Source organism: Gammaproteobacteria bacterium (assembly GCA_029881255.1).
Classification (GTDB): Bacteria; Pseudomonadota; Gammaproteobacteria; order S012-40; family S012-40; genus JAOUMY01.
The window spans coordinates 290,835-303,634 of record JAOUMY010000005.1; the positions used below are offsets into that span (position 1 = coordinate 290,835).

General features: G+C 46.9%; 14 protein-coding genes. 8 read left to right on the forward strand and 6 right to left on the reverse strand.

The annotated features are described in order from the left end of the window. Positions 1–36: 36 nt before the first annotated feature. Positions 37–1,290, reverse strand: a complete 1,254-nt coding sequence (locus tag OEZ43_12360) for a nitrite/sulfite reductase (GenBank protein ID MDH5546379.1) — start codon at positions 1,288–1,290, stop codon at positions 37–39. Positions 1,291–1,441: 151 nt separating this feature from the next. Here OEZ43_12360 and OEZ43_12365 point away from each other — a divergent pair, with 151 nt between their 5' ends. Continuing rightward, positions 1,442–2,419, forward strand: coding sequence for a CysB family HTH-type transcriptional regulator (locus OEZ43_12365; protein MDH5546380.1), 978 nt, complete (start codon positions 1,442–1,444; stop codon positions 2,417–2,419). On the opposite strand, the gene OEZ43_12370 is transcribed toward OEZ43_12365, so the two are convergent. The 3 genes from OEZ43_12370 to OEZ43_12380 all read right to left on the reverse strand — a co-directional run bounded on the left by OEZ43_12370 (position 2,416) and on the right by OEZ43_12380 (position 5,605). Next, positions 2,416–4,188, reverse strand: a complete 1,773-nt coding sequence (locus OEZ43_12370) for a cytochrome c3 family protein (GenBank protein ID MDH5546381.1) — start codon at positions 4,186–4,188, stop codon at positions 2,416–2,418. The two genes, OEZ43_12365 and OEZ43_12370, sit on opposite strands and share 4 nt — an antisense overlap. A 150-nt stretch (positions 4,189–4,338) precedes the next feature. After that, entirely contained in the window at positions 4,339–5,088 is a 750-nt protein-coding gene (locus tag OEZ43_12375) for a glutathione peroxidase (protein MDH5546382.1), read from the reverse strand. A gap of 184 nt (positions 5,089–5,272) precedes the next feature. Further along, positions 5,273–5,605: a hypothetical protein gene (locus OEZ43_12380; protein ID MDH5546383.1), complete on the reverse strand. Its 333-nt coding sequence runs from the start codon at positions 5,603–5,605 to the stop codon at positions 5,273–5,275. 237 nt (positions 5,606–5,842) lie between these two features. Between OEZ43_12380 and OEZ43_12385 the strand changes: the two genes are divergently transcribed. The 5 genes from OEZ43_12385 (at position 5,843) to OEZ43_12405 (ending at position 9,536) form a co-directional block, all read left to right on the forward strand. Further along, positions 5,843–6,568: a response regulator gene (locus OEZ43_12385; GenBank protein MDH5546384.1), complete on the forward strand. Its 726-nt coding sequence runs from the start codon at positions 5,843–5,845 to the stop codon at positions 6,566–6,568. Between the two features lie 2 nt (positions 6,569–6,570). Continuing rightward, positions 6,571–7,545 (forward strand): ATP-binding protein, encoded by a 975-nt coding sequence (locus tag OEZ43_12390; protein MDH5546385.1) that lies wholly within the window; start codon positions 6,571–6,573, stop codon positions 7,543–7,545. A 286-nt stretch (positions 7,546–7,831) separates the two neighbouring features. Further along, the gene (locus OEZ43_12395) at positions 7,832–8,359 is read left to right on the forward strand and encodes a hypothetical protein (GenBank protein ID MDH5546386.1); all 528 of its coding nucleotides are present in this window, start codon (positions 7,832–7,834) and stop codon (positions 8,357–8,359) included. A 6-nt stretch (positions 8,360–8,365) separates the two neighbouring features. Continuing rightward, positions 8,366–8,962, forward strand: coding sequence for a hypothetical protein (locus OEZ43_12400; GenBank protein ID MDH5546387.1), 597 nt, complete (start codon positions 8,366–8,368; stop codon positions 8,960–8,962). Positions 8,963–9,023: 61 nt separating this feature from the next. Then, positions 9,024–9,536, forward strand: coding sequence for a hypothetical protein (locus OEZ43_12405; protein ID MDH5546388.1), 513 nt, complete (start codon positions 9,024–9,026; stop codon positions 9,534–9,536). Positions 9,537–9,553: 17 nt separating this feature from the next. Here the strand turns inward: OEZ43_12405 and OEZ43_12410 are convergent, their stop codons facing one another. Beyond that, the gene (locus tag OEZ43_12410) at positions 9,554–10,207 is read right to left on the reverse strand and encodes a metalloregulator ArsR/SmtB family transcription factor (protein ID MDH5546389.1); all 654 of its coding nucleotides are present in this window, start codon (positions 10,205–10,207) and stop codon (positions 9,554–9,556) included. A gap of 116 nt (positions 10,208–10,323) precedes the next feature. On the opposite strand from OEZ43_12410, the gene OEZ43_12415 reads away from it, so the two are divergent. Further along, positions 10,324–11,190 (forward strand): sterol desaturase family protein, encoded by an 867-nt coding sequence (locus OEZ43_12415; GenBank protein MDH5546390.1) that lies wholly within the window; start codon positions 10,324–10,326, stop codon positions 11,188–11,190. Between the two features lies 1 nt (position 11,191). After that, positions 11,192–11,887 (forward strand): TVP38/TMEM64 family protein, encoded by a 696-nt coding sequence (locus tag OEZ43_12420; protein MDH5546391.1) that lies wholly within the window; start codon positions 11,192–11,194, stop codon positions 11,885–11,887. Between the two features lie 302 nt (positions 11,888–12,189). Here OEZ43_12420 and OEZ43_12425 read toward each other — a convergent pair whose 3' ends face one another. After that, entirely contained in the window at positions 12,190–12,795 is a 606-nt protein-coding gene (locus OEZ43_12425; protein ID MDH5546392.1) for a hypothetical protein, read from the reverse strand. Between the last annotated feature and the right edge of the window lie 5 nt (positions 12,796–12,800).

Genomic DNA, 12,800 nt, shown 5'->3' on the forward strand with positions numbered 1-12,800 from the left:
AACAAACACCACTTTTTAGTGGTGTTTGTTTTAGCTTCAGTAAATTGCTATGGTCTTCGAAGGCGCATGCAAACCAGACAATACCTTGCCAACTTCACGCACGTCGGCAATGGCGAGTCGGCAAGTCCAGGTGCCTGGGCAAACCACCACATCGTTTTCCGCATTTGGAACGTGCAGACCTATACGTTCTAGTTTTTTCACTAGATCCTGTAATTGCGATTCGACTACATTGGGCAAAACCAGATTCTGGTTTTGAGTGAGTCTTATTTCCTGCAATCCGTATCGACTCAACAGTGCGTCCAACTGTTCGATGGTCTGAAAAGATAATTCACCTCTTGATAATTTCAAAGGGATTGCGACGTTTCGTGTTTGCCGTTGTGGTACGACTTCGTTCAAATCACGAAAGTCGAATATTAGTTTCTCATCGGGTTCACGCCAGTTCTCGCCAACAGCAATCACCGGCACCGCATGTTCGATACGTTTTAACTCGCGCTTATAGAGTTCACGCAATTCACCAGCCTCGACTCGCTCCACCAAGTCACTAAAACGTGACTTGGCGTGTTTGCTGCCGTCAGAATTTCGATTGTGCAAATTAACTACAGCCTCAACAACTGAAAGTATGTTCCCCTCGTCGATGAATGCCTCCAACTCCACCGCTTCGCGTAGCTTGTGACCTAAGCCACCACCGACGTAAACACGAAATCCGAATCGTTCATTTTTTTTTGTTGCAACAAATGTTAGGTCATGAATCAAGGTCTGGGCACAGTCTTGTTCACAAGCCGAGAAACTTATCCTAAATTTTCGCGGTAAGTGCTGACAATCCGGGTTGCGCAAAAAATATTGCACTATCGCGTTAACATAGGCCTGCACATCCACATACCCAACCAGGCACACGCCCGTTAATACACAGGTCGTGATATTGCATATCGTATTACCGCAGGCCTCTCGCGTAGTTAGACCAACTTCGGCTAAACCACGTAGTAGTGACGAAACGTTTTCGAGTGCTACGAAGTGGAACTGTATATCCCGGCGCTTTGTGACATTTACAAAGGCTTTGTCCGAGTAGCGTCGTCCGAGTTCAGCAATTCGACTTAGTTGAGTACGAGCAAGCTTACCTCCTGGTACGCGTATCCGAACCGTAAACCTACCGCTCTGGCGCTGCGCGTAGACACCAAGCTGCAGACGACTGGCAACAAAATCTTCCTCAAAGAGCTCGCCCCGCTCAAAGGCATGACGCTTTTGCTCAAAGCGCGCAATATCCTCGAAAGTGTTTTGTATTGCTGCATTCATCTGCCGTTTCCTCGACCAAAATAAGTTATATCCCGTCCCTGGGAACCAGCTCCATCTAAAAGCCACATAACAGGAGTAGTTGGAATATAGGCAGAAATGCTTATAATCTGAAATAATATATATTAATTTTCTTATACGTTTTTAGATATATATGAATCTGACACAGTTACGCCATATCGATGCCATAGTAAAAAATGCTTACAACCTTTCCCGTGCAGCCGAAACGCTGCACACTACACAGCCCGGTGTGAGTACTCAGTTACGCGCTTTGGAAGACGAATTAGGAGTAATGATCTTTGAGCGCAAAGGCAAACGCATAATAGGCTTAACCGCTGCCGGCGAATCGATCGTCAGCATGAGCCAGGAAATCCTGCAAAAAATTCGTGCAATACGTGCTGTTGGGGAGGAGTTTAGCCAAGAGAAAAAAGGGACGTTTACCATAGCCACCACTCACACCCAGGCCAGATATGCGCTCCCAGCTATTATCACGCGCTTTGTAAAACGTTATCCTGACGTTCAACTGCGTATTCGACAAGGACATCCACAGCAAATTTCCGAAATGGTGATTCAGGGCGATGCTGATATTGCAATTGCAACCGAGGCCATCGCATCTTACCAACAGCTGCTTATGTTACCCGTGTATCGCTGGAACCGGTGCCTGATTGCACGCTCCGGACATCCAGTTTTGAAACCACGCAAACCGACGCTGGACCTGATCGCGCAATTTCCTATCGTGACCTATGACTTTGCCTTTGCCGGCCGTTCCGCGATGAATAAGTCGTTTATTGAGGCAGGACTCAAACCCAACATAGTGTTAACTGCAATCGACTCCGACGTTATCAAACACTATGTGGAACTTGGGCTAGGGATAGGTGTACTTGCACATATGGCATACGATGAGAAACGAGACAAGAAATTGCGCTGCAAAGATGTCAGTCATCTCTTTGATGACAGTGTTACCAGTATCGGTATACGACGCGGCAGTTTTCTACGCGGTTACATGCTCGAGTTTGTCGAAATGTTTGCACCGCACCTCAGCATTGGACAGATTTCATCGTTACTGACTAAGCATAGTCCGGAACTGGAAAATGAGTTAATGCAAAAGCTGACAGACTTGCCTTTGCGCTAGCGAGTCAATAAGTGACAATCATTACAGCCAATAACCTGCCCACTACCGTACTGAATGACGCTACCGGCTTTTGTAATAAAGCTACGAGCGGCCAGTGCACGTGATAGATGTGTACCTTCCAGCGACAAGCCATGACAGGATTGGCAACTTTTCGGATCGGCATTGTAAAATCGACCATGTTCGGAACCCATCCACTGGGGATCATCAATATTGTGTAGTCCATGGGGGCCATTTAGAGAAACGGGAACGCCTTTTTCATGACATACCTCGCACTGACTGATGGTACCGACGTGCCCTTGCAGCTGGATCGGGATCAAATTATCCACCATGCCGGGAATTGAGCTACTCCAAATAGCGTGCGGACTACCATGACAACCCTGACAGGCCACGCCACCGTGACCAACACTTTGACGATACAACTTATCCGGCTCTTCTGCATAGCGTCGATTAACGGCTAGACGCTGGGTGGCAAACACGTCGGATTCATCAAAGGTTCTGTTCAACACTATCGAGTCGCCCAAATGCTGAAGCGCATCGCCCGTATGGCAAGACTCGCAACGTGGTTCATCGAGAAACGGTCTTCGTTGTTCGGATGAACCGACCATAGGGGATTTACCTACCGCGAGCATGCCACCGTGACAGCTTTGGCAGTTGATTCCGCTCTTGCTCATAGCATCTCTAACATAGGGTGCTTCACGACCGTGACAATACATACAACTGGTATTCCCATCCTCTGGAATATTTTGTGTTTCGTTTGAAACGGCCAACTGATATTGGTTGTTTAAGGCATGTGCAGCATGTATTGAAATCGACAATGGTAATCGTCGTTGTTGATGAAAGGTTGACGGCCCCAAACCATCCGGATCTGCAACTGGCGAGTAGTGGCACTCAGCACACATCAGCGGTGTTCTCTTTAATAAATCGAGGCCTGTCGTTGCCCCATGCAATAGCAAAACGTTTTCCTTTCCTTGGTTGTCGATATCTGAATTTTGACTCCACTCAATATCGATACCCAGACGTTGACTGACGGCATCGTTTGCTGCAATCTCACCCGTCGCATGACAGTGGGCACAATCCATTGGTTTAGCCATGGGTAACACAATGTTTGTAGATGCAAGCAAGCGTGGATGTTCTCCGCGAACGATCGCACTAATTTGGAATTGCGGAAAATAGTTTAGATTACCGTTATCATCTATTGGTGTAATCGGTACCCATGCAGCGGTAAACTCTTTGGTCTTCGCATCAAACAAACCAAATGTTTGTGGAATGTTATTAAGCCCGGGCATGTTCTGTCCATCAAACAGTAATCCTCGCACCCCGCCATCTAGCGGAATCCGAACTTGATTGCCAAGTAAAAACCGGTATAGCTCGCCGGCATGTTCCCAAAAATTCGTCTTGCTGGCGCTGCTGGTATTGATAGAACCATAGCGGTCCATAGTGCCCTGATACTCAAGTTTAACTTCGGTATTATCGAGTAATACAGGCAATTGCTTTTTATCGGTAGACGTTTTTATCACCTGAGCCTTGATGAAATTGGCAGGAGGAAATATTGCAAACACCGAAAAATCTTGATCAGGAAAGGCCATTCCCCTGCGGTTAACCGCAAGTACTTTATAGTGCTCAGTGCCGCCTAGATTGCTGCTTCCATTTGAGTCATTCTTGTGCCGCGATGAAAAGTCTCTTTCCGCACATCCTCCCAAAGCAATAAGTGAGAACAGCAGAACAAGAAGAAAATTTAGAATTCGTAAAATCGAAGCACTATTCGACATGAAATATTTGCCAACCAAAAAGCTGAAAAGAGCATATATAAGTGTCTTTAAACGCTCATTAAACAGGGCTTGGCAAAGTGGGATAAATCTAAAGAGAAAACAAACAGCTCTACAGCCTTTCGCGCTGTAGAGCTGCCTGCCATTTCATGTTCATGCAGCGCCTTTTGTCTTCTGGCCAAAATAGGCTTTCAGTTGTTCAGCGCCACCAATATGCTTTCCTTCTATAAACACCTGGGGAACGGTATCTAGCCCGGTTATGGCGTGTACTGTACGCAGCGAAACATCGTGCGCAAGTGAGATCTCTTCATAGGTATAGCCATGCCCGTCCAAAAGTTTTTTGGCTTCCGCACAAAATGGACAACCGGGTCGAGTAAGAATACTCACGGCAGCAGGGACTTCCGCCTGTGGATTGATATATCGCAACATGGTATCCGCATCCGACACCTCGAATGGATCACCTGGCACTTCCGGTTCGATAAACATTTTTTCGATCACGCCGTCGCGAACCAACATCGAATAGCGCCAGGAACGCATACCAAAACCGATGTCGGACTTGTCCACCAACATACCCATAGCGTCGGTAAATTCGCCGTTGCCGTCGGGGATTAACGTGAGATTGTCTGCATGTTGATCTTTTTTCCAGGCATCCATAACAAACGCATCATTGACCGACAAACAAACAATGTCATCAATGCCGTTAGCATGAAAAACTGGAGCGAGATCGTTAAAGCGCGGTACATGAGTGGACGAACATGTGGGCGTAAATGCCCCAGGAAGCGAGAAAAGAACCACAGTTTTGCCTTTAAATATGTCATCACTGCTCACATCCACAAATTCGTTATTAAGACGCGTCTTAAAGACGACTTGGGGGACTTTTCGTCCCTCGCAATTAGTTAACATGGTATTCTCCTTTAGGTTAAGAAAAGCTTAGCTGACTGAATACGGAGACATTATCGTGCGAAACCTACAATAGATATAATCGTTTGTTATTATCCCATGTATCGTTAATTCCTATCACCCATAAGCAACTGAATAACAAAGAAAAGAGGGCCTACTTAGGCCCTCGATACTCAGAAATAGGGACTTATGAGCCAAGTGCGCTAGAACACGCTTGGGGCGTCATGCCTGATTCCGTTGGCTGCCAACGACGATGCATAAAGCGCCCGAATAAGAGATAGACCAAATACAAATCCACCCCGCCCATCAAAAGACCACTATTAAACACCGCGTCCAGGCCATGGTTGAAAGCAAACACATCGATCGAAGCGCCTGCCAGTAAAATACTATGAATTAGATTTCCTTTCGTCGAACGCCCGAACAGGCTTGGAAATCGAATATTTGCATAGGCATAGACCAGATGAAGAAACGCCCCTGCCAACAATATTCCACTTAGATAATCCCACCAATCGATACTCATAATATTTTCCTCTGTTGATTGTGAAAACCAGTCGTAACTGACTAAGGAAAACTCTAGCAGAGAGTGTTTGGATCAAGGTCTCACACGGGTATCAAACGGTTACGAAATATTTCAGACACCCCCTGTGTAATGTATTGTTGCCAACAAGGAGAAAAGAGCCCCACGATCTGGATTCTTGAAATGTGTTGTTACACGCCGATCACTGCAAATTTGTCATATCTGGTTTATAGTACCGATATGCAACAAGCACAGAAACAAGCCCATATTTTGATTGTTGACGATGACAGGGAAATTTGTAGCCTGCTCAGTCGGTTTTTGTCTGACAATCACATTCGAACTTCTGTGGCATACAATGCAGCCGAAGCAGAAAACAAATTGGCTGCGGGACGTTTCGATCTTATTGTTCTCGACTTGATGATGCCAGGCGAAGACGGTCTGTCTTTTTGTCGGCGCTGGCGCATGCAATCAGAAATACCCGTTATTATGCTGACGGCTATGGGAGAGGATACGGATCGAATTATCGGCCTGGAAATGGGCGCCGATGATTATCTACCTAAGCCATTTAATCCGCGCGAATTGCTGGCGCGCATTCGGGCAGTATTGAGACGCCTGCAACACGTTCCGAAATCCGCGTCCGAACATGCTACACACAGTTTTCGATTCGAGGGGTGGCGACTCGATGCAGCCAAACGTGAATTACACAATCCGGACGGAGTGCTGGTTAGTCTAACCTCCGGTGAATTCGATTTGCTGCAAACCTTTGTCGAACATCCGCAACGCATACTCAATCGCGATCAACTTCTCGACCTGACCAAGGGGCGTGACAGCATACCCTTTGATCGTAGTATTGATGTTCAGCTCAGCCGACTCAGACAAAAAATCGAGCACGATCCAAAGCAGCCCCAATTGATCAAAACCATTCGTAACAGCGGATATATGTTCACGCCTGAAGTAGAGTCGTGAATATGCGCTTTATCTATGACAATTTGACTGGCCGCGTCATTCTCATCCTGTTGCTCGGTGCGGCACTGATTGCTCTTGATGTATTACTTGTTGGCTCGATGTTAGACAACAAACAGCAGGATGCCTCGAGTTGGATTAGTGTTTCGGCAGCGATACTGTTTGGACTGATATTCATTGGCTACATAATATCCCGACAACTAATCAAGCCCCTTAGACGCCTGGCCGAGACAGCTCAGCGCTTTTCCACCGATTTGAAAAGCGAAACCCTGGTATTAAAAGGGCCAAAAGAAGTACGTGATACAGCGCAAAGTTTTAACCAGATGCAGCAACGCATACAGCGCTTCGTCGAGGAAAGAATGCAACTGATCGCGGCTATCTCTCACGACTTACGCACCCCTCTCACGCGTTTGCGACTCCGAGTGGAAACAATAGAGGACGAAGAACAGCGCAACAAGGCACTGCGAGACATTGAAGACATGCGTGCCATGATCCAAAGCACCCTCGCCTTTATCCGTGATGACGCTGCAACCGAGGTAAGTGTCAAGGCAGATATCGCATCACTGGTGCAGACTATTTGTGACGATACCAGTGATATCTATGGGCCTGCGACATATACCGGTCCGGATCGTTGTATAAGCTTGTGCAAGCCGAACTCGTTGAAACGTGCCCTGGCCAATATTATCGAAAACGGCGTAATTTATGGCAAAAATGTCACTGTCACTTTGAGTTGTGGCGAAACAGAAATTTCACTGCTGATCGATGATCAGGGAGACGGCATTCCCCCTGATCAATTTGAAAATGTTTTTCTGCCGTTTTACCGCATCGACAAATCACGAAACCGAGAAACCGGTGGAATCGGCCTGGGTATGAGCGTAAGTCGCACCACGATACACGCACATGGTGGAAAGATACTACTCTCCAATAAAAAAGAAGGTGGCCTGCGCGTCGAAGTAAAACTGATTCGACATCAATCCTGAGTAAGGCGCAACGATATTCAAACAAATCTTTTGCGTCTCCCAAAGCATAACGAACGCTGCTATTAGTCAAACGTTTTTTCTCTTACAAGAAATAGAAACGTATTCTCACAATTTACTTCGCACAACTTTCATAACATTCGAAAAACATTGGCTATTCACTAATACAGATATTCTCATTCAAATAGCAAATATTGTCCTCGTCCTTTTCTCTAAAGGGATCGATTGCGCTATTTCACATCAATGTCTAGAATAGGACGCATAGGAATACTCATATCGAACTGTCATTATGGAAAACAAAAAAACTTCCCCGCTAATCATTGCATCGCTGTTGTTGTTAGTCTCCAACGTCTATGCGGAGGACAACAGTTTTGGAAGTGCTAAACACGCATTCGGTGTCTCGGCTGGCACTGCATCTGGCGGGGGGCTAACGTTCCGGCAATATCTCTCCAATGGGTTCCTGCAGGGGCGGTTTTTCTCTGTCGCAAATGGTTATGACAAGTTGACAAACTTGTTACTGGGCGCGTCGTATGGTCACGTCTTGAGTGAAATCTCAATGGTAAAAGCCCTCCCACCAACGGCCTTAGTACTGACAATTGGCGCCGACGGTCACTACACTCAAGATGATATCGTGGGCTCAGGCTTTAACAAATTCGCATCAGGAGTTGGAGTAGCGCTCGAAATCGGCAATACCTTTTCTCCTGGATTGATGTTTTCCATCGGCATGAATTACGCGTTAGTAATGGACAAGGATATCGGTAGCTGGAACTGGAATCTTGGTCCGCAACTAGACGTCAGCATGTTTTATAACTGGTAACCGAATATGGACATTTACCTGCCGCATTTCTCAACCAGACAATCAGGCTTCAAAGGCATGTTACCTTGGGTTATGGTTGTGTGCATACTTGTTGTGTGTTTTTCTTCACCGGCAATGGCCGAACAAAAAGCCAAACACGGTATTTCGGGAGGCTTTGGTTGGATAGGCGGTAGTGGTTTAGGCTATATACATTACCTAGGCCCGAACATGTTACAGCTATCCTTTGCTGGAAATGTCGATGAATTTCGTAGTGACTACACAATCGGGGTATCTTTCGCCCGCTATCTCCACCATGTACGAGATCCACGCTCCATGGTTCCCGTTGCGCTGAAATTGATTGTTGGAACAGATGTGCGCTATCAGTCTGGCATAATTAACTCCGGTCTTATTGTTACTCCTGATACGGATTACAACACACTTCAATCGGCATATTTCATTACTACTGGCGCGGGTCTCGGAATCGACATAGGCAGTCCGGGAGAACCAGGACTGGTCTGGTCTTTAGCTATTTCCTATGCCTTGTCTATCGAAGATGTGAGCCCGCAAAAACGCGAGTGGCTCATTAGCCCGCTCCCGGCAATGGCACTGATTTATAGTTGGTAATACGAATATGAAATGCTTTTCCCAAACACTGACATTCCGCATTTGCTCAACGGTGCTAGGTATGCTTTTAACGGCTTCCGTCTACGCACTTGAACCTGCGCAACTAAAGCCAGCTAAACATGCATTGGGATTTTCTGCTGGTTGGGTCAATGGAAGCGGCATTACGTACCGACGATACTTTGGTGATCATTTTGCGCAAGGAACGATATTTGGTCTCGTGTCGAATAACGGCAATGACGCTTATGTAGACGCTGCGTTCTCTGTAGGCACCTATCTAAGCCGATTGGAGTCCTTTGGCATACTTCCACCCATGGGTCTTAAACTCATGGCAGGCGCCGACCTTGTTATTGACCGGACTGATTCATCAAGAGACGGATTCACAACAGGTAGCTTTACTTACGACCGAAGCTACTATGGCGGAGGCGTTGCGCTCGAGTTTGGCAATCCTGGAAGCTCCGGACTTAGCCTGTGGGCAGCCTTAAACTATGTATTCACCTATGACGGAATAGGCTCTCCATCATTTCAAACATTTGATATGCGGCCTTCTATGGGAATTCTATACGGCTGGAAATAAGACTTCAGCAACGTTATTCAGCACTCAGTAGGCAAACCCATAATTCTCCATTCGGGAAAGCCCCCATCCAAACGCCGCGCGTGTATACCATGTTCACGCAGTAAAGCGACCGCATCAAATGCCAGCACGCAATGAGGCCCTCGGCAATAGGCGATATATTCTTGTGTCGCATCCAGTTCGTGTAGCCTTTTCTTGAGCTCTGACAGTGGCAGGTTAATAGCCCCCGCAATATGGCCGGCCTGAAACTCTTCGTCCGGGCGTACATCCAACACCGTTACCAGGCCGCTGCTGGCACGCTCATAGAGCTCAGCTGCCGGTATGGGCTCAAGGTCGTCCTTCACATTAAGATAATCGGTAATCAGCTGCTCTACCTCGTCCAGATGGCGTTCGGCGACCACTCTCAATCGATCGGTGAGTGCGATCACATCGTCACCACTCAGTTGGTAGATAACGTATTGCCCTTCCTTGCGACCGATCACTAAACCAACTTGTTTGAGCTGCTGTAAATGATGAGATGTGTTAGCAACACTTAGCCCCGTGAGCGTGGCCAAGTCTTCCACCGAACGTTCGCTCTGAGCCAGAAACTCCAGCAACTCCAGGCGATTCTCATTGCCCAAGGCTTTAGCCACCCGTGAGAAATGAGCAAGCAACTGCTTTTTAAACGTTTTCATACCACTCGTCTCTTGCCAGTGAGATCAATAATATTCAAATGAATACTTGAATACAAAACCGCGCGTCCGATATATTATTCAAACAATCCCTTGAATACAAATTCACGGAGAAATTCATGTCTTTTGACGAATGGCTGACTCACAACGAAGTGGTTATACGCCTCGGGTGTTTTTTCGGCGTATTGCTGGTGATGGCCACTTGGGAGATGCTTGCGCCAAGACGCTCACTGTCTATCGCCAAGGGCATGCGCTGGCTCAATAACCTGGGGTTGGTATTTCTGAACAGCCTCATTTTACGCATACTATTTCCCGCTGCCGCGGTCGGCGTTGCGGCCTTCGCAACAAACGCTGGTTGGGGGCTGTTGAATTTTTATCAACTGCCTTTCTGGCTCAGTGTTATTTTGGCCATCATCGCACTCGATTTAATCATTTATCTTCAGCATGTATTGGTACACGCCGTCCCTGCGCTTTGGCGCCTGCATCGGGTTCACCATGCTGATCCCGATTACGATGTAACGACCGGCGCGCGCTTTCATCCCATCGAAATTATCTTATCTATGCTAATCAAGTTTGCCGCGATTATTGTGTTAGGCGCACCGCTTGTTGCCGTAATTATTTTCGAGGTCATTCTGAACGCAATGGCGATGTTTAATCACGCCAATGTGAAACTACCACTGCGGCTGGACAAATACCTACGCCTTATCGTCGTAACACCGGACATGCATCGAGTGCATCATTCCGTGGAAGACGACGAGGCAAATAGTAATTTCGGATTCAATCTTTCCATTTGGGACCGCGTCTTCGGTACCTATCGTGCTCAGCCGCGCAATGGTCACGAAGGTATGAAAATAGGAATTCACCAATTTACCGAAACAAAAACCGTCACCTGGTTACCCGGTATGCTTATGCTGCCGTTCAAAGGAAAAGTAAGCGCTTACGCTATCAATCGACGCTCCTGGAAGAACACGGAACAGGATAAATAACGTGATTAAGAATCTCCCCCGCGTGTTGATGGCGGGCTTGCTTGCCATTGGCATCGTCGTGGCTGTACTCAATCGTCACCAGTTTGATTCCGATGCTATTCAGTTGTGGATAAATGAATTAGGGGGAGCCGGTCCCGTAATTTTTGTTGGGGCATATATCATTGCCTGCGTCCTCTTCTTACCCGGTTCACTACTCACCCTAACTGCCGGCGCCCTATTCGGACCAATTTTGGGAAGCCTATACAGTTTAATCGGCGCCACTACCGGGGCAACACTCTCCTTCCTAATCGCTCGATATTTGGCTTCCGGCTGGGTCGAACAATACAGCCAAAACAAGCTGGGGAGCATCAAACACAGCATCGAACAAGAAGGCTGGCGCTTTGTTGCCTTCGTGCGGCTGGTACCAATATTCCCATTCAATCTCTTGAACTATGCATTAGGACTGACTCGCATTTCACTGCGAGATTATGTGGTGACGACACTCCTATGCATGATACCCGGCGCCTTCGCCTATACTTATCTTGGATATGCAGGAAAAGAGGCAATTACCGGCGGCGAAGATCTGGTACAAAAAATCATTCTTGCAACTGCCCTACTTGCCTGCGTCGCTTTCCTACCCGGAATCGTGAAACGCGTTCGCCAGAATTCTTCCGCTGTCAGTGACAGTCATAAGAAAAACCACGGGCACGGTGATTAAAAATCCTTGTCCTCAAGTCTGAACGACTTTCGGCCGACGCAATCTAAAGAAGTTAAGTACTCAGAGTAATGTCTCGAAGGAGGTATTATGATGTCGTCAGTTAAACTGTTCTTCGAAGCGTATGAACGGGACGTGTTCGACCTGACAGGCGCCTGCTCATGGCCGGACCTGGCGGAATGCTTTATATTTTATGCCTTTGTTGCTTTCTTTGTTTCATTCACACTTTTTCTACCGTTTGTATTTTTTATTCTATTAGTCTTGCTACCTTCACTACAGTTTTAGGTTTCCGCTGCTTACGCTATTTAAAATGAAACGCCGATATTTGCTCCCAGCGTGTTTCCGCTAACACCGTGGCTGAAACCAGGTATATTGTAACGTATCATGGTATAGCGTACTCCAACAAACATCGAAAAGCTGACGTCTCGTTCGCGTATTTCGTAATTGTATTCTGCTATCACACCGCCAACGTCGTTAAATTTGTAATGCCCATTGCATCCCCCTTCTACCTCACAAAGATAACTCACAAAGAGATGGCGCGTTATTCCGAATCCTAAACCGTGCATGCGATAACGTAGCATAGCAAGTGCATCAATTGGAGCACGTGAGAATACCCCTCTGCCATCGCTTCCACCGACCCGGTTGCTCTTCCATCCTAAATCCAGACGTGCCTCAAATGATCGGTATGTTAGCGCAAGTCCACCGGCAAAAAACAGGCCTCGTCCTGCTACTACGTCTTCACGTCGCGTTGTTTCACCGCTGGCTTCCTGCCTGATTATAATAAATCTTGCCACAGTTTCACCTGGAAGAACGTCGTAGTGGGCAAAGGCAAATTTCTTCCAATCAAATCCATTTGCATACGAAACACTAGACAGTTGAGACATCAACAAAATTGCAGCAAAAATTCTCATTTACA